General features: G+C 66.8%; 16 protein-coding genes. 9 read left to right on the forward strand and 7 right to left on the reverse strand.

Translation table 11 applies throughout. The features are described from left to right. Nucleotides 1-13: 13 nt before the first annotated feature. The gene (locus tag ABIC32_RS00880) at nucleotides 14-1,411 is read right to left on the reverse strand and encodes an ATP-binding protein (protein ID WP_354071680.1); all 1,398 of its coding nucleotides are present in this window, start codon (nucleotides 1,409-1,411) and stop codon (nucleotides 14-16) included. Between the two features lie 144 nt (nucleotides 1,412-1,555). On the opposite strand from ABIC32_RS00880, the gene ABIC32_RS00885 reads away from it, so the two are divergent. The 8 genes from ABIC32_RS00885 to ychF all read left to right on the forward strand — a co-directional run bounded on the left by ABIC32_RS00885 (nucleotide 1,556) and on the right by ychF (nucleotide 10,917). Beyond that, on the forward strand, nucleotides 1,556-3,844 hold the full coding sequence (locus ABIC32_RS00885; RefSeq protein ID WP_354071682.1) for an ATP-binding protein: 2,289 nt from the start codon (nucleotides 1,556-1,558) through the stop codon (nucleotides 3,842-3,844). A gap of 134 nt (nucleotides 3,845-3,978) precedes the next feature. Further along, nucleotides 3,979-4,611: a 50S ribosomal protein L25/general stress protein Ctc gene (locus tag ABIC32_RS00890; RefSeq protein WP_354071684.1), complete on the forward strand. Its 633-nt coding sequence runs from the start codon at nucleotides 3,979-3,981 to the stop codon at nucleotides 4,609-4,611. An 86-nt stretch (nucleotides 4,612-4,697) separates the two neighbouring features. Next, nucleotides 4,698-5,306, forward strand: coding sequence for an aminoacyl-tRNA hydrolase (gene pth / locus ABIC32_RS00895; protein ID WP_354071686.1), 609 nt, complete (start codon nucleotides 4,698-4,700; stop codon nucleotides 5,304-5,306). Nucleotides 5,307-5,355: 49 nt separating this feature from the next. Beyond that, the gene (locus ABIC32_RS00900; RefSeq protein ID WP_307511985.1) at nucleotides 5,356-5,742 is read left to right on the forward strand and encodes a hypothetical protein; all 387 of its coding nucleotides are present in this window, start codon (nucleotides 5,356-5,358) and stop codon (nucleotides 5,740-5,742) included. A gap of 68 nt (nucleotides 5,743-5,810) precedes the next feature. Next, complete coding sequence (locus tag ABIC32_RS00905) at nucleotides 5,811-7,892, forward strand: TonB-dependent receptor family protein (RefSeq protein ID WP_354071688.1); 2,082 nt, start codon at nucleotides 5,811-5,813, stop codon at nucleotides 7,890-7,892. Next, a complete protein-coding gene (locus ABIC32_RS00910) occupies nucleotides 7,892-9,247 on the forward strand; it encodes a PepSY-associated TM helix domain-containing protein (RefSeq protein ID WP_354071690.1) in 1,356 nt (451 codons plus the stop codon). The genes ABIC32_RS00905 and ABIC32_RS00910 overlap by 1 nt, the downstream gene beginning before the upstream one ends. A 13-nt stretch (nucleotides 9,248-9,260) precedes the next feature. Further along, nucleotides 9,261-9,752, forward strand: coding sequence for a copper chaperone PCu(A)C (locus ABIC32_RS00915; RefSeq protein WP_354071692.1), 492 nt, complete (start codon nucleotides 9,261-9,263; stop codon nucleotides 9,750-9,752). Nucleotides 9,753-9,822: 70 nt separating this feature from the next. Then, nucleotides 9,823-10,917: a redox-regulated ATPase YchF gene (gene ychF, locus ABIC32_RS00920; RefSeq protein ID WP_112861596.1), complete on the forward strand. Its 1,095-nt coding sequence runs from the start codon at nucleotides 9,823-9,825 to the stop codon at nucleotides 10,915-10,917. On the opposite strand, the gene ABIC32_RS00925 is transcribed toward ychF, so the two are convergent. The 3 genes from ABIC32_RS00925 to ABIC32_RS00935 all read right to left on the reverse strand — a co-directional run bounded on the left by ABIC32_RS00925 (nucleotide 10,910) and on the right by ABIC32_RS00935 (nucleotide 14,007). Beyond that, complete coding sequence (locus tag ABIC32_RS00925) at nucleotides 10,910-11,443, reverse strand: hypothetical protein (RefSeq protein WP_199061274.1); 534 nt, start codon at nucleotides 11,441-11,443, stop codon at nucleotides 10,910-10,912. The genes ychF and ABIC32_RS00925 overlap by 8 nt on opposite strands. 68 nt (nucleotides 11,444-11,511) lie before the next feature. Further along, on the reverse strand, nucleotides 11,512-12,945 hold the full coding sequence (locus ABIC32_RS00930) for a hypothetical protein (RefSeq protein WP_354071695.1): 1,434 nt from the start codon (nucleotides 12,943-12,945) through the stop codon (nucleotides 11,512-11,514). Nucleotides 12,946-13,017: 72 nt separating this feature from the next. Further along, nucleotides 13,018-14,007 carry a helix-turn-helix transcriptional regulator gene (locus tag ABIC32_RS00935; RefSeq protein WP_199061270.1) on the reverse strand — a complete coding sequence of 330 codons (990 nt, stop codon included), beginning with the start codon at nucleotides 14,005-14,007 and terminating at the stop codon, nucleotides 13,018-13,020. Between the two features lie 91 nt (nucleotides 14,008-14,098). On the opposite strand from ABIC32_RS00935, the gene ABIC32_RS00940 reads away from it, so the two are divergent. Further along, nucleotides 14,099-14,323: a hypothetical protein gene (locus ABIC32_RS00940; protein ID WP_055755021.1), complete on the forward strand. Its 225-nt coding sequence runs from the start codon at nucleotides 14,099-14,101 to the stop codon at nucleotides 14,321-14,323. A gap of 2 nt (nucleotides 14,324-14,325) precedes the next feature. Here the strand turns inward: ABIC32_RS00940 and ABIC32_RS00945 are convergent, their stop codons facing one another. The 3 genes from ABIC32_RS00945 to ABIC32_RS00955 are packed head-to-tail and all read right to left on the reverse strand — an operon-like array spanning nucleotide 14,326 to nucleotide 17,313. Further along, the gene (locus tag ABIC32_RS00945; RefSeq protein ID WP_354071697.1) at nucleotides 14,326-15,432 is read right to left on the reverse strand and encodes an acyltransferase family protein; all 1,107 of its coding nucleotides are present in this window, start codon (nucleotides 15,430-15,432) and stop codon (nucleotides 14,326-14,328) included. Between the two features lie 51 nt (nucleotides 15,433-15,483). Next, entirely contained in the window at nucleotides 15,484-15,837 is a 354-nt protein-coding gene (locus ABIC32_RS00950; protein ID WP_354071699.1) for a DUF1801 domain-containing protein, read from the reverse strand. A 54-nt stretch (nucleotides 15,838-15,891) separates the two neighbouring features. Beyond that, nucleotides 15,892-17,313, reverse strand: coding sequence for an NAD(P)(+) transhydrogenase (Re/Si-specific) subunit beta (locus tag ABIC32_RS00955; RefSeq protein WP_354071701.1), 1,422 nt, complete (start codon nucleotides 17,311-17,313; stop codon nucleotides 15,892-15,894). Between the last annotated feature and the right edge of the window lie 9 nt (nucleotides 17,314-17,322).

Here is a 17,322-nt window from a genome sequence, read left to right on the forward strand (position 1 = left end):
GTCCGTCGCGGCCTCAGCGTCGCTCTACCGGCTGGGGAAACCAGGCGGTGAAGGCGGCGCCCATGCCCGGTGCGCTTTCGACCACCAGACCGCCTTGGTGACGGTTGATGATGTGTTTGACGATGGCCAGCCCCAGCCCCGTCCCCTGCCGCTCGCCGCTCTTTTGACCCTCGACCCGATAGAAGCGCTCGGTCAGGCGGGGCAGATGTTCGCGCGCCATGCCGGGCCCATGATCGCGCACCGTGACCGCAGCATAGGAGACGCCTGCTGTGCGATCCGGCGTGACCAGCGGCAGTCGTGTGGCGCCAGGCATGCGCGAGGCCCAGGCCTCATCGAACGACAGGTCCGAACGGACCGAGATTTCGACCGTGCCGTTGCGTGACGAATATTTGACGGCGTTGTCGAGCAGGTTCTGAACCACTTGCAGAATCTCGTCGCGATCGCCGCTGATCGACGCCCTCGCCTCCCCTTGATCCAGGGCGATGGCGATCTCCTTTTCGCGCGTCAGAACGCTGATGGCGTCGACCACGTCAGAGGCGGCGCGGTCCAGATCGACGCGGCCGGACGGCGGAATATGCTCGTTCAGTTCGATCCGGCTGAGCGACAGCAGATCCGCGACCAGCCGCCCCATCCGGTCCGCCTGGGCCGACATGATGTCCAGGAAGCGGTCCCGCGCGACCACGTCCTCACGGGCATGGCCCTTCAGGGTCTCGATGAAACCGCTGAGCGAGGCCAGGGGCGTGCGCAATTCGTGGCTGGCGTTGGCCAGGAAATCGACGCGCATCATTTCGATACGGCGCGAGTCCGTTTCGTCGCGCAGGATCAGCAGGGCCAGCTCCGACCCGGCCTTGCCTGACTCTTCGAGTGAGAGCGGACGGGTCCAGGCGCGCCAGCGTCGGTCGCGCTGACCGCCCGTCGCATAATCCGTTGTGCGCGCCGTCCCGCCGAACAGGGCCTCGTCCACCGCCTCCAGCACGCCCGGTTCGCGGATCACCTGAACCAGCAAGGCGCCTTGGCGCTGGATGCGAAGAAGTTCGCGCGCCGCCGCGTTCGCCATGACAATGCGTCGCCCAGCGATGTCGTCCGGCTCGCCGCCGCTGACCACCAGCACCGGATCGTCCAGCGCCTCGAACACCCGGTCGAGAAGATCGCCCGTCACCATGTCGATGGCGGGCTCGGTCGCAGCGCCTTGACTGGCCGCCGGCTCAGCCCTGGCCGCCTCGTTCATGTTCAACAGCCAGGCCGAGGCCGCCACGATCAGCGCCCCGCCGACCAGCCAGTTGGCCAGTTCGGGATGCAGGATCGCCAGCACCAGCAAGGTCACGATGGCGATGCCGATGCTGGCGCCGACCGTCCACAGCCGCGAGGTGGAGACCGGCGCGACGGGCGATGGCGAGACTTCGTAAGGCATGGGTCCAGGCGACCTCGAACTGAAGAACGATTCCGATCCTTGCACGGATTCTGTGACGGCGTGCCGACAGCCTGCGGCGCCCATAAGCTTCGCCGCACGGTTTCTTTAGAATTGTCGTCTATCGTACGCTCAAGGGGAGGCCTCGTGGACCGCATAATCCATTGTATTGCGCACGATCACGACTGGCGGATCACGCTGTTCGCTGCGCTGATCTGCATGGCCGGTCTGGGCGTCTCCACCCACGTCATGCAACGGATGGGTCGGCGCGATCCCGGGCGACGCCGCCGTTCGGTCCTGCTGGCCGTCATGATCGGCGCCCTGTCCATCTGGGCGACCCATTTCGTGGCCATGCAAGGGTTCGTGGCCGGTGTGCCGGTGCGTTACAATCCGTTCCTGACGGTCGCCTCTCTTGGGATCGCGCTGGCCATGATCGGCCTGACGATCGGCTCGACGTTGATGGGCAAGGGCCGGATGTGGCGCGTGCTTGCCGCAGTGATCGCGGTCGCCGGCGTCGGCGCCATGCATTATCTGGGTATGGCCGCCATAAGAGCGCCGGCGCACATCAGCTGGGATCCCGGCCTAGTCGCCCTGTCCATCATCGCGGCCCTGGCGATCGGCGGCGCGACGGCCTTCTTCTATCGTCGGGGCGGCCTGCTGCGCCTGCTGGCGACCACGACGGGACTGTCCGCGACCGTTATCGTTCTTCACTTCATCGGCATGTCCGCCATCACGGTGACGCCGGACACGACCGTCGCCGCCGACCAAGGGCTGTCCAGCGAGGCGATGCGACTGCTGCTGGCCGCCATTCTGCTGATGATCTGCACGGCCGCCGCCGTCCTGGGCATGATGGCCTATATTTCGCGCGCCACCGCGTTGCGCCGTATCCGCGAGGCGGTGGACGCCATGCCCGATGGTCTGGGCTTCTATGATTCCAAGGACCGGCTGGTGCTTTGGAATGCGCGCTATGCCGAGGTGAACCCCGAGCTTGAGCCGCATCTGGTCGTCGGCCTGACCTTCCGCGAAGCTCTTCGCATCGGCATCGACGAGGGCCGTTATCAGGAGGCGGCGGGCCGCGAAGAAGAATGGCTGAACGAGCGCATGCAGGCGCGTCGTCAGCTGTCATCGAACAGCGAGCAGCAGGTCGCCGGCGGGCGTTGGCTGCGTATCCAGGATCGCCGTACGTCCGAGGGCGGGACGGTCACGGTCTGCAACGACATCACCGATCTGAAGCGCGACGCCGAGGCCCTGTCCGAAGCGCGTGACGCGGCGGAGGCCGCCAATGTCGCCAAGAGCCAGTTTCTGGCGAACATGAGCCATGAGATTCGCACGCCGTTGAACGGCGTGATCGGCCTGTCCCAGGCCCTGGCGAAGACCGATCTGACATCTGAACAGCGTGAGATGCTGGATCTGATGCAGGCGTCTGGAAAGACGCTGCAAAGCCTGCTGAGCGACATCCTGGATCTGGCGCGCGTCGAATCGGGCAAGCTGGAGCTGACCGAAGACGCCTTCGAACTGGCGACGGTCGTGCGCGAGGCGGCTCAGCTCTATGCCGAGAACGCGCGTGAGAAGCATCTCGACTTCCATGTGGATATCGATCTTGAGGACGACGTCTGGATCCTGGGCGATGCGGTGCGCCTGAAGCAGGTGCTGACCAATCTGATCTCGAACGCCGTCAAGTTCACCAGCAAGGGCTTTGTCGGCCTGATCGTGCAGCGTGGCGCGGACCGCGAGGGCTCGCCCGTGCTGCGCTTCACCGTCGAGGACAGCGGCATCGGCTTCGACGCCGCGACGCGGGCGCGCCTGTTCAGTCGCTTCGAACAGGCCGACGGCGGCATCACACGCAAGTTCGGCGGTTCGGGCCTGGGCCTGTCCATCTGTCGTCAGCTGGCCGAGATGATGGGCGGCGACCTGGGCTGTGAGAGCGAACCCGGTGGCGGCGCGGCCTTTATCCTGACGTTGCCGCTGAGACAGACCCAGGCCCCGTCGCGCAAAGAACCGGCGCCGGCCCAACCCGCCGTCGTGGAGCAGGCGAGGACGATCCGCGTGCTGGTCGCCGACGACCATCCGACCAACCGCCGCGTCATCGAACTGATTCTGGCGCAGACGCCGACGCAGATCGTGATCGCCGAGAACGGCGCCCAGGCGGTGGAAAGCTTCCGGGCCGACACCTTCGACTTGGTGTTGATGGACATGCAGATGCCCATCATGGACGGGCTGACCGCGACGCAGGAGATTCGCCTGCACGAGGCGACGATGGGTCTGGATCGCACGCCGATCGTCATGCTGACCGCCAACGCCATGCCCGAACACATAGCAGCCGGACGCGCGGCTGGGGCCGACCATCACCTGGCCAAGCCTTTCAACGCCGCAGAACTGCTGGGCATCGTCGCAGCGCCGACCTCGCTGCTGAAGGATCGCGCGCGGGCGGCGTGAAGCGGAACCTTTGACGGTTGCGCCTTGGACCTGATGCGTGTAATAGCCCGCGCTCTTGAATTCGAGGGTTCATCACCCCCGCCGCGAGAGCCCCGGGTTGGCGCGGCGTTTCCGTTGTTGTTGAGGCGAGCCACATGGCCGAGATCATTCTGAACGTGGACGTCCGCGATGGCGTCGGCACCGGCGGCGCTCGCGCTGCGCGTCGCGCCGGTTTCGTGCCGGGCGTCCTTTACGGCGGCGAGCAAGCCCCCGTCGCCATTTCGGTGAACGAGAAGGACTTCCGCAAGTCGCTCTACACCGGCAAGCTGCTGGGCCACCTGGTGACCCTGAAGTACGGCGACGAGACCCAGCCGGTCATCGCCAAGGACGTGCAGTTCGACCCCGTTTCGGACCGCCCCCTGCACTTCGACCTGATGCGCGTCGACAAGAAGGCTCCGGTCAAGATCGAAGTGCCGGTGCACTTCCTGAACGCCGATGAAGCGCCCTACTCGCGTCAGGGCGGCTCGCTGGAGATCGTCCGTCACGCCGTCGAGATCCTGGTCCGCGCCGACCAGATCCCGGAAGAGCTGGTTGTCGACCTGGCCAAGGCCGAAATCGGCGACACCATCCGCATCTCGGACATCAAGCTGCCCAAGGGCGCGGAAGCCACCATCACCGACCGCGACTTCGTGATCGCCACGGTCAAGATTTCGTCGGCCGCCCTGTCGGAAGCCGCTGACGAAGCCGCCGAAGCCGAGGCCGCTCCGGCCGAGAAGACCGAAGACTGACCCTTCGTCGCTTCGACAAGATCAGGCCCCGCACGGTTCGCCGTGCGGGGCTTTTCTTTGCCTGACGTAAACGGCAAGAGGACGCCATGATCATCATCGCGGGGCTCGGCAATCCGGGCGGGAAATACGAAAAGAACCGGCACAACATCGGCTTCATGGCCGCCGACGAGATTGCGCGCCGCTGGCGCTTCGGTCCTGAACGCGCCAAGTTCCAGTCGATCGTCAGCGAGGGTCTGGTCGACGGGACCAAGGTCCTGCTGATGAAGCCCCAGACCTATATGAACGAAAGCGGTCGGGCGGTCGGCGAGGCGGCGCGGTTCTATAAGATCAAGCTGAGCGAAATCATCGTCTTCCACGACGAGATCGACCTGGCCCCCGGGCGGTTTCGTATGAAGACCGGCGGCGGCGCGGCCGGACAGAACGGCATCCGGTCGCTTATCAGTCATCTGGGCGCCGATTTCCGACGCGCGCGCATGGGCATCGGCCATCCGGGCGAAAAGGAATTGGTCATGCCGCATGTTCTGGGCGACTTCCACAAGGCCGAACAGCCCTGGCTGGACACCATGCTTCAAGCCTGCGCCGACGCCCTGCCCTTCGCGATCGCCGGCGACGACGAACGCTATCAGGGCGAGGTCATGCGCCTGGCCCCCGCGCCCAAGTTCAGCCCCCGCCAGGCGGCGCGTGGCGAGCTTTAGGACAAACCGCCGCCTTTCACGCCGTTACAAAACGCCGTAGAGGCCAGACGTGACCCGCGCCCAGGCCGACAATTGGTCGATCTCGCAATCGCTCGCCTTCCTGGCGGCGGTGTTCGCGCTCGTGCTCGGCACCCTGTTGCCGTTCGCGGCCCTAGCGGCGGTTCAGCCGGGCCACCCGCTGGTCATCTGTTCGGCGGAAGGCCCCCTGACGATCCAGACCGGCGGCACGGACGGCCCGGTCAACAAGCACGTCGGGGCCAAATGCGCCGCCTGCGTCATGCCGTTGGCCGCCGCCCTGCCCTGCCCGCCTGCGCCCGAGCCGGCGCCGGTGGTCCGCACCGTCGAGCGCGTCATCTATGTCGCCGCCAGCGTCAGCCCCCCGCCGCCCGCGCGCGCGCCGCCGCGCCCGCCGTCCACCGCGCCACCCCACGCCTGAACCAGACCCCAAGCCCGCGCCGGCCCCAGCGCCCGCGCGCCGTCTCGTTCTGATTTCAGGTTCAATCCATGTCCTTCAAGACCACCGCAGCGCCGTGCGCGCTGCTGCTCGCCGCCCTCTCCAACGCCGGTTGGACGAGCCCCGTCCTGGCCCAGCATACGCCCGAACCGGCTTTGCTGGACAGCGTCATCGTCACCGGCCGCCGCAACGCCGAGGATCCGCCCATCGTCGCAGACGCGCGACAGCGGCTGTCACGCACGCCGGGCGCCGTCGCTGTCATTTCAGCCGAATCCTATGCCGACCGGTATGCGACCAACCTCGCCGACGTGCTTCGCGATGCGCCCGGCGTCTATGCCCAGAAGAAGTGGGGCGGCGACATTCGCCTGTCGATTCGCGGATCGGGCATAGGAAATGCGGTTCACAATCGCGGCGTTCTGCTGGCTCAGGACGGCGTGCCGTTCAATGAGGCCGACGGGTTCGGTGACTTCCAGCTCATCGACCCGCTGATCGCCCGCTACACCGAGGTCTACAAGGGCGGGAATGCGCTGCGGTTCGGCGGAGCCCTGCTGGGCGGGGCGGTCAATCTGGTTACGCCGACGGGGCGCACGGCCTCGTCCAACCTGAACCTGCGCCTGGACGGCGGCTCCTATGGAACCGTGCGCGCCCATGCCGAGGTCGCGGGCGTTCGCGGCGATTGGGACGGTTTCGCCGCCGTAACGGGCCAGAGCGTCGATGGCTGGCGTCAACAGAGCGAAGGCAAGGCGCTGAACCTGTCGGGCAACATCGGGCGCAGCTTTGGTCAGGATCGCGAAGTTCGCCTGTTGGCGTCGTGGGGCGACATCCATCAGGAAATTCCGGGCAGCGTCAGTCTGTCCGACGCCCTGACAAATCCCGAGGCGGCCAATCCCGCCAATATCGCCCTCAACTATCAGCGCAATATGCGCTCGCTTCGCACCACTTTGCAGACCCGCTGGAGGCTGGACGACGCGACGGTGTTCGAGGGCGCCCTCTATGGAACCTGGAAGGATCTGGACCATCCCATCTTCCAGGTCATCGACCAGCAAAGCCGCAACTACGGCGCCTTCGGCCGGTTCGATTGGCAGGGCCGGATCGGCGGGATGCGCGCCGACGCCTTCTACGGCGCCTGGTATCGACAGGGTGATCTGGACGCCAAACAGTGGATCAATGTCGGCGGACAGCAGAACGGTTTACGCGCCCGCAGCTTCCAGAACGGCAAGGGGCTGGATGTCTTCGGCGAGGGGCGGCTGTTCGTGACCGATCGCCTGGCGCTGGTCGCGGGAGGAACCTGGGGGCGCGCCGAGCGCGAGTATCAGAGCTATGTCGTTCCCGGCGTCGTCGGCACGATCGACCTGACCACCGACAAGACCTTCGACTGGTTCGCGCCTCGCGCCGGCCTGTTGTGGGAGAGCGAGGACGGCGCCCAGGTCTTCGCCAACGTCACCCGCTCGATCGAGCCGCCCAACTTCTCGGCCCTGTCGCCGACCGCCGGCGGCTATCAGCCCCTCGTGCCGCAAGAGGCCGTGACCTGGGAAGTCGGCACGCGGGGTCGGCGGGGACCGCTGACCTGGGACGTGACCGCCTATCGCGCCGATCTGAAGCACGAACTGCTGAACTTCGCTGTAAACGCCGCCCTGGGCATACCGGCCGCGACCTTCAACGCGGGACCGACCATCCACCAGGGGATCGAGGCAGGGCTGGATTGGCGGATCGCGCCGGAATGGCGGCTACGCCAGACCTACGCCTTCTCCGACTTCTATTTCGACGGGGACAAGGTCTATGGAGACGGCCATCTGCCGGTCGTGCCGCCGCACCTGTACCGCGCGGAGCTTCGCTACGACGATCCGGCCGGCTGGTTCATCGCGCCCAGCGTGGAATGGTCGATCAAGGACGCCTGGGTCGATTACGCCAACACTCTGAAGTCGCCTTCCTACGCCGTCGCGAACCTGAACATGGGCTGGACCGTCAATCGCCGACTGACGGTGTTCGCCGATGTCCGCAACCTGTTCGACGAAGCCTATGTGTCGAACTTCGGCGCGGTCACGGACGCCCGCGTGGCCACCGTGTCCAAGGCCGTCTTCTTCCCCGGCGAAGGCCGTTCGGCCTATGTCGGCGTCAGGATGAGCTACTGATGGCGCGCAATCTCGACAAGACGACGCCGGACGACCTGTCCGGCGCCTATCGGGCGGTCTGGCGTTGGCACTTCTATGCCGGCGTCTTCGTCATGCCGGTGCTGATGCTGCTGGCCCTGACGGGGGGGCTTTATCTGTTCAAGGACGAGATCGACGGCTTTCTGTATCGCGACATGATCCGCGTACCAGCGGTTCAGGCCCAAGCGGCGCCGGATGCGTGGGTGGCTTCGGCCGCCCAGGCCGCAGGCGGGGGGCGCGTCGCCAATCTGGTCATGCCTGGGCGCGACGATCAGGCGATCCGGCTGCGGGTAGATCGGCCCGATGGCGTGCAGAAGACGGTCTTCGTCGATCCGCACACCGGCCGGGCCACCGGCGTCATTCCGGCTGGCGGATTCATGGAACTGGTCAAGAAAACGCACAGTCTGACCCTGCTGGGGCGGCCGTTTAACATTCTTGTCGAGATCGTCGCCGGCTGGACGATCATCCTGTTCGCCACAGGGCTTTATCTATGGTGGCCGCGCGGGCGGGGCGTGGCGACCTTTGCGCCGCAGACGACCGACGGCCGCCGCCGTCCGTTCTGGCGCGACCTGCATGCGTTGACGGGTGTCTATGTCGGCGGGGTCGTGCTGTTTCTGGCCGTGACCGGCATGCCGTGGTCGGCGGTCTGGGGCGATAAGGTCATGGGGGCGGTCAAGGAAACGGGGCTCGGTCGGCCGCCCGCACCCGTCGCCGGCGCCTGGCAGAGGGCGCAGCACCACGATGCGCCGGTCGGGGCCGGCTGGACCATGGAGGGGATGGTGATGACCCACGACCACGCCGGCCATGGCGGCCTGGCGCAGGTTCTGCGAGTCGCGGATCAGGCCGGTCTGGCGCGCCCCTATACGGTGAACATCCCCAAGGCCGATGACACCGCCTATACGCTGACGACCCAGGCGACACGGGTTCAGGACAGCCGGTCGCTCTATGTCGATGCGGCCTCCGGGCGGCTGCTGGGCGACATCGGCTATGACCAGTTCGGAGCCGGCGCAAAGGCCATCGAGTTCGGCATCTATACGCACCAGGGCACGCAGTTCGGACAGGCGAATCGCATCGTCATGCTGCTGGGCTGCATCGGCGTTTGGCTGCTGGCGATCAGCGGCCTCGTCATGTGGTGGAAGCGCCGCCCGCCCAATCTGTCGCGCCGGCGCCTGGGCGCGCCGCCCGCCCCGCCGGGACCGCGAGCGCGCGCCGCTGTCGTCGGCATCGTCCTGCCCCTGGCCATCCTCTATCCCCTGACAGGACTGAGCCTGATTGCGGCCGTATTGCTCGACCGAGCCCTGCGTCCGATGATCCGGCGCTGTTCCGCCGCCTCGTGAAAGACCTGACGCCATGAAGATCAAACTCGCCCTCGCCGCCGCCGCCCTGTCGCTGGCGGCCTGCAATCCGTCCGAGCCGGCCAAGGCGCCGACGGCTAAGACGCCGACGGCGACCGCCACCGTGACCGCGACCGACGCCTGGTGCCGCCCGTCGCCGCACGGGGCCAAGGCCGGCGGCTGCTACGTCACCCTGACCGCTGCGACCGACGACCGACTGACGGGCGGATCGACGCCGCGCGCCGCATCGCTTCAGGTGCACGAGATGAAGACCGAGAACGGCATGATGAAGATGGCCGAGCTGACGGCGGGCCTGCCCCTGCCCGCCGGTCAGGCCGTGGCCTTGGCGCCGGGCGGCAACCATCTGATGCTGATCGGCCTGACCGCACCTCTGGTCGCCGGCGAGACCGTGCCGCTGACCTTCCAGTTCGCCTCGGCGCCGGCGATCACGGTTCAGGCGCAGGTTCGCCAACCGGCCATGGACGGCATGGATCACGCCGCCCACTGACCTCAGTTGAAGCGCGAGCCTGACAAACGGCTCTGAACCCGCTAAAGGCTCGCGCCTCACGAGGAATACCATGGCTCTTAAAGTCGCGATCGTCGGCTTGCCCAACGTCGGCAAGTCCACCCTGTTCAACGCCCTGACCAAGACGGCGGCGGCCCAGGCGGCCAACTATCCGTTCTGCACCATCGAGCCGAACACCGGCGACGTGGCGGTGCCCGAGGCGCGTCTGAACGCCCTGGCCGAGATCGCCGGATCCAAGGAGATCATTCCGGCCCGCATCACCTTCGTCGACGTCGCCGGTCTAGTGCGCGGCGCGTCCAAGGGCGAGGGCCTGGGCAACCAGTTCCTGGCCAACATCCGCGACTGCGACGCCGTGGCCTTCGTCGCGCGCTGCTTCGTGGATGACGACATCACCCACGTCGAGGACCGCATCGATCCTATCGCCGACCTGGAGATCATCGAGACCGAACTGATGCTGGCCGACATGGAGAGCCTGGAGCGTCGCCGGCCGCAGCTCGAGAAGCGCGCCAAGGGCGGCGACAAGGAATCGGCCCTGACGCTGAAGCTGGTCGATCTGGCCCTGGCCCAGCTGAACGCCGGCAAGCCCGCCCGCACCGCCGAGGTGTCCAAGGAGGACATCAAGGCCTGGCACATGCTGCAACTGCTGACCGCGCTTCCCGCCCTCTATGTCTCCAACGTCGAGGAAGGCTCGGCCGACAAGGGCAACGACCTGTCCGACAAGGTCGCGGCCCGCGCCGCCCAGGACAACGCCAACTCGGTCGTCATCTCGGCCCAGATCGAGTCCGAGATCGCCGTGCTGGACGACGAGGAACAGAAGGAGTTCCTGGAGACCCTGGGTCTGGAAGAGCCCGGCCTGAACCGTCTGATCCGCGAGGCCTATAAGCTGCTGGGCCTGCAGACCTATTTCACGGTCGGGCCCAAGGAAGCCCGCGCCTGGACCATCAATGTCGGCGACACGGCGCCCCAGGCGGCCGGCGTGATCCACACCGACTTCGAAAAGGGCTTCATTCGCGCCGAGACCATCGCTTTCGACGACTTTGTCGCTCTGCGTGGCGAAGCCAAGGCGCGCGAGGCCGGCAAGCTTCGCGCCGAAGGCAAGTCCTATGTCGTCAAGGACGGCGACGTGATGAACTTTCTGTTCAACTAGGCGGCGCGGCAGGCGGGGTTTCGGCCCCGTCCTTCTTCATCATCTTTTCCAGCGGATTGGCGGGATCGGGCGCGCGCGGCGAACCGGGGCAGCGCGCCAGTTTCACCGTCTTCATGTCCTGATCGACATAGGTCAGGTTCATCACGTCGCCGCTCGTGCTCATATGCACCCGCTCGGTCCGAGCCCGCCCCGCGCATCTCAGAACCGCGACATAGCCGGAACCCGTCTCATCGATGCTGGCGATGTCGCAGTTACGGCCAAAGCCGTCGAAGCGCAGCGGCGTCAGGGTGATCGGACTGCGTTCGCCCTGGGGTCGGGCGCACCATTGCGGGTTCGCCGCCCAGACACCCACAAAACTGCGCGGCCCGCGTCCGGCCAGCGAAGACGGTCCAGGCGGTTCAACCGGCTGCATGGCCTCGGGCGTCCGCAGGGGCGCCGCCGGTTCGTTCGGCGGATTGACCTCGTGATCGCCGCAGGCGGCCAAAAGGGCGATCGCACACGCCATCGGGATCAAGGCTGTTTTCATCCCGCCACAACGCCACGGCCAAGGTTCGGGTTCAATCCGACTAACCGCGCCAGCGGCTGAGATCGGATTCAGCTCAAGACCACGCGGCCGTCGATCATCCGGAAGGCCACGCCGGTGCGCTGGAACAGGCGGGCGATGACGGCGGACGGATCGGCCGCGCCTTGGTCCAGCAGCCGCTCGACATCGCCGCGCAGCGACGGATCGCGCGATGTCCGGGTCAGGGCCGTCAGCCATTCCTCGCGACTGAGCACGCCGTCCGGTTGACGCAACAGGGGTCTGAGGAAGTCGAACCAGTCGCCGCCGGTCCGCTGGCGTTGCGCGCCCTCCGCCGCCAGGGCGAAGACCGCCCCGCAGGCGTAGTAGGCGCGGTGTTCGCCCCGGGCGCCGGCCTGCGCGACCGGCTGGGGGGCCAGGTTGACGCAGTCGTCCACCTCGGACTGAAGCTCGGCCCGGTCGTCATAGTTTGCATCGAGGGCCTTCAGGGCGCGCACGGCCATCAGGTCGGCCCCGCCCTCGGTGATCCAGGCCTCGTCGGCGAAGGCGTAGCGTACCGTTTGCCCCAACCAGAAATGCGCCCCCTCGTGGCCGATGAACCAGCGCGAACGCTCCACGATTTCCGGCTGAGGCGAGGTCACGCCCCTGCCCTCGAACGACATGACGATCAGGCCGGGCAGGACGCTGCCGCCCATGCTGGTCATGCTTTCTGTCGACCCGTTCCAGGCCACCATGACGATGGGCGTATCGCCGCCAGAGCCCGGCGCGCCGAGGCGGTCGCGGTAGTAGTGACCGACACGCGGCGCAAAGCCCCGGATCTCCTCGCCGATCCACGGCGGCAGATTGGGGTCCACGACGGTCGACAGGCCATCCCCCGGCGTCACCGTCGCCTCGCCCAGCAGGACATAGCTACGCTCGTCCGTCGTGGTCAGTTCGTCGCGGCGGCGCCCGTTGAACAGGACGGGTCCGTTCTCATCGCGCCACGTCACGCGCGAGGGACCGCCATCCAGCCGGATCCGGTTCAGGTCGTCCGGCACCTGTTCGGCCGCCTGTGCCGACGGCAGGGCGAAGACGTCCAGTTGCCGGGTCGGCAGCGCCACCGCGCCATTGGAGAACAGCAGGGTCGGATACTCGGCCTCAAGATCCACCGCCTGCGGTCGAACGCGGAAGCGGACTTCGCGCGGCACGGGACCGCCGTCGGTGCTGCGGATGATGTCGTAATGGCCGCGTCGCTCCATGACGACGCCGGCCGTCTCGACCGTCCATTGGCGCGGCCGCCAGGGCTGGCGCGAATCCTGTTCCAGCGCCGAATCCTGGAAGGCCCAGACCGGCACGTCGCGCCCGAAGCGATAGTCGATGTTGAGGTGATCGCCGTCGCGGGTCACCGTCACCTGGGGTCCGCCTTCCTCCTGAAGGGTCGCCGGCGCCGACATGGGCCCTGCGGCGCAGGCGCCGCTCATAAGGGCGAGGGCCAAAACGGCGGACGAGGCGAAGGCGTGGACGCGCAAGGGCGATCTCCTGAAGGGCGCTCGGCGCGAAGCCTAGCGGTCGTCAACGCGCCGCGTCAGCTTACGGTTTCGTCAGGCTGAGGCCCGTTCCAAGGCGCGCCCCGCCGCCGCCAGTTCGCCGGCCATCACGGCCTTTAGCCGCTCCGGCGCCAGGATCTGCACCTGCTCGCCCCAGGTGAACAGATGCCAGGCCAGCTCGCGCATGCCCGAGGCGCGGAACCGCACGATCACGCCGCCGTCCGACTGGTCCTCAAACGACTGGGTCGGGTGCCAGCGCCAGCCCCTGGCCTCGGCCGCGCCGTCGGGCGCGATGCGCAGCACGACGTCCTCGATCTCGTCCTGATAGATGCCGAAGGACTGGCTGGCGAAGACGCCGAGGTCGAAATCGGCGGGCGGGACGGCCATCCCCTCCTGCGGGGCGACGTGGCTCATCCGGTCCAGACGGAAGGTCTGGATGCGGCCCGTCTCGCGGTCGGCGGCGACCAGATAGTTGGCCCGGCCGAACATGACGCCGCAGGGCGCCACGCTGCGCCGACGCGGCTCGGCGCCCGGACGGGAATAGGTGAAGCCCAAGGGCTGCTGCGCCAGCACCGCCGCGCGGATAGCGGTCAGCATGGCCTCGTCGGCGGAGGGGCGCGGCCCGGCCTGGACCGCAATGGTCTCGGCCCGGACCAGGGCCTCCAGATCCGGCGCCATCCGATTCAGCGTGGTCGAACGCATCGCCGCCTTCAGCTTGCGCTCCAGCCCCTCCAGCGCCGTGGCGCGCGCCGGTTCGCCGGCAGCGCGCAGGGCGGTCGCCGCCTTGGACAGTTCCAGCATTTCGGTCGCCGTCGGGGCCTGTTCGAAGGCCGACAGACCGCCCCGGATGCGCCAGCGTTTGGACGGCGGGTCCGAGACCTCGTCCACCTGGGGAAACAGCATCAGCACGGCGTCGCGCATCCGTTCGGCGGTGCGGCGGCCGACGCGCATGTCGCGCGCGATCTCGTCCAGGCTCAGCCCTTCGGCGCTGGCGGCCATGCGGCGCGCCAGATCGATCACCATCGCCGCCTTGTCGTGTCTCAATGCTCTCGCCGATCCCTACGTCCGTTTCTGACGCAACACTGCTTCATAACGACATCATCGACAAGAGGCCCTCGCTTCAGGAGATCATCAGATGGCGCGTTTCCAACCCACCCAGACCGTCAACGCCAGCCGCTACATCATCGTGCCGTGCGAGGCCGATGGCTCGTCCGACCTCGCCGTGATCTGGGACCGGCTGGAGGAACAGGTGGTCGACGTCATTTCGGCCGCCGCCAGCAGCCGCTATTCGGACGAGGACATGCTGTGGGATGAAGGCCGCGCCGGCGACATGGCCCCCGAATGGCGGATGGCGGCCTGAGCTCAGGCCGCCCTCGGCTTGGTCCAGCGATCGATCATGCGCTGGGCCGGCTGCTCGACCAGTCGGTGCGCCACGACGGCGACCGCAACGATGAAGCCGAACATGGCGACGGCGAACAGGTCGTTCAGCCAGACAGAGCCGAAGTCGATGCGTCGCACCGGTACGAGGTCCAGCTTCCTGGCCACAATCATCATCACGGTCAGGATGAACATGTGGACCATGTAGATGGCGAACGACCACCGCCCCAGGGTGACCAGAGCCGGATGGTCCAGCACGCGTGACAGCGCCCCCTCCTCGCCGGCGAAGACCCAGATCAGCGCCACGAAGATCAGCGTGACGGCCACAGTGATCGGCCCCTGAGCGTAGCCGATGAACACGCAGGCCGCGACGATGGCCGCGATCTCCAACAGCGTCGCGGGGCCGCCCTTGAGGCGCGGAATGCGGGTCCAGAGCCCCTGCAGCAGGCAGCCCAGGAAGAAGCCATAGACCGCGCGCGGCACGGCGAAGTCATAGGTCGTGTTCATCCAGCGCCGGGCGTAGCTGAGCACCAGCACGCCGCCGATGATCGCCAGCACCAACCCGATCCAGCGGAAACGCTTGGGCGCAATCAGCACCAGACCCGCGAAGATCAGATAGCAGGCCCATTCGGCGCTGAGCGTCCACGACGGCCCGTTCCAGGTCAGATAGGGATGCATATGCCAGGCCTGGATCAGCGCCAGATTGGTGAAGATCGCCTCGATCGACCGATCCCGCGTGAACGGCGGCGCACTGTCGAAATGGAAGACAAGCCGCGCCAGCTCCAGCCCGATGAAAGCCGCCAGCATCAGGAGGTGCAGCGGCCAGATCCGCCCGAAGCGCCGCACCATGAACCGCCCTGCGTCTCGTCCTGACTGCAGTCGGTTCGCATAGGCATGGGCGATGACGAAGCCCGACAGGACGAAGAAATAGTCGACGAACAAATAGGAATGCTGAATGAAACCCCAGTCGCGCCAATGACTTGCGACCGGCATGTGAAACATCACGACAAGGATGGCGCACACACCCCGCAGGGAATCCAGAGCCTCAAAACGGCGATGGGCGGCAGGAAGAGGTCCGGACAGCGTGTTCACGGACGCGTGATAGCGCCGGTCAAGGTTGCGCGATAGGGGTCTGAAGAGGCTTCAGTGCAAGCCGGCTTTGACCGCGCGAACAGCGCGGCCGCAAAGATCGCGCAGAACCGCCTGATCGACATCTTCCAAACGCGAAACATAGAGGCAGCCCACGCCGGTCTTCACCTTGCCCAGGCGGGCGATAAGCTCGGCTCGTTCAGAGAAATCCACAGCGGCATAAAGCACCAGATTGGCTTTTCGCGGCGAGAAGCTGATCAGCGGCCAGCCGCCCTTTGGGCCGCCGTCGTTGCCGAACCCGACGATGGACGATCCCCAGAGCACGGCCGGTTCACCGGTGATCTCCGACATCAGTGCGGCGACGGCGTGAGCATCAGACCGTCGGCGTGGATCGTCGATCGCAGACAAGAAGTCATCGACAGAGGCGTCTGTGGGGCCGGTCTTGGGCTTGCTGGCCATGGCTCAAAGCCCCTTCACGATCCCTTCGACCATCTTCTTGGCGTCGGCGAACAGCATCATGGTGTTGTCGCGGAAGAAGAGTTCGTTCTCGACCCCGGCATAGCCCGAGCCCATGCCGCGCTTAATGAACAGCACCGTGCCGGCCTTTTCCACATCCAGGATCGGCATGCCGTAGATGGCGCTGGTCGGGTCGGTCTTGGCCGCCGGGTTGGTCACGTCATTGGCGCCGATGACGAAGGCGACGTCGGCGGTGGCGAACTCGGCGTTGATGTCCTCCAGTTCGAACACCTCGTCATAGGGGACGTTGGCCTCGGCCAGCAGGACGTTCATATGGCCCGGCATCCGGCCGGCGACGGGGTGGATGGCGTATTTCACTTCGACGCCCTCCTCCTTCAGCTTGTCAGCCATTTCACGCAGGGCGTGCTGGGCCTGCGCCACCGCCATGCCGTAACCGGGCACGATGATGACCTTGGACGCGTTCTTCATGATGAAGGCGGCGTCCTCGGCCGAGCCCTGTTTGACCGGGCGCGTCTCCTTGGCGCCGCCGGGACCGGCCGCCGCATCGCCGCCGCCGAAGCCGCCCAGGATGACGCTGATGAAGCTGCGGTTCATGCCCTTGCACATGATGTAGCTGAGGATCGCGCCCGACGATCCGACCAGGGCGCCGGTGATGATCAGGGCGATGTTCTCCAGCGTGAAGCCCAGCGCCGCCGCCGCCCAGCCGGAATAGGAGTTCAGCATCGACACCACCACCGGCATGTCGGCCCCGCCGATGGGGATGATCAGGGTCGCGCCCAACACCAGCGCGATCAGGAAGACGCCCCAGAAGGCCCAGGTCGCCGCGCCGTTCGTGCCGATCAGGATGCCGATCAGGAAAACCAGACCCAGCGCCAGGCCGACATTGATCAGATGCCGCGCCGGCAAGATGATCGGCGCGCCGCTCATGTTTCCGTTCAGCTTGGCGAAGGCGATGACCGAGCCGGTGAAGGTGATGGCCCCTATGGCGACGCCGAGGCTGAGTTCGATGATCGACAGCGTCTTGATGCCGTTTCCGTCGTCGGACAGGATTCCAAAGGCCTCGGGCGCATAGATCGCGCCGATGGCGACGAGGCAGGCGGCCATGCCGACCAGGCTGTGGAAGGCTGCGACCAGCTGCGGCATGTCGGTCATGGCGACCCGCTTCGCGATCAGGGCGCCCGCCCCGCCGCCGACGATGACGCCGCCCGCGATCAGGGCCAGGGTCACGGTATCCAGCGCCCCCGTCGTGCCCAGCGTCAGAAGGGTCACCCCAATGGCCAACGCCATGCCGACCATGCCGAAGGTGTTGCCCTGACGGCTGGTCTCCGGGCTGGACAGCCCCCGCAGCGAAAGGATGAACAGGACGCCCGAAACCAGATAGGCCAGTGCGGCCAAAGATGCGTTCATCACGCCCCT

The sequence above is a fragment of the Brevundimonas sp. 1080 genome (assembly GCF_040545985.1).
In the GTDB taxonomy this organism is placed as follows: Bacteria; Pseudomonadota; Alphaproteobacteria; order Caulobacterales; family Caulobacteraceae; genus Brevundimonas.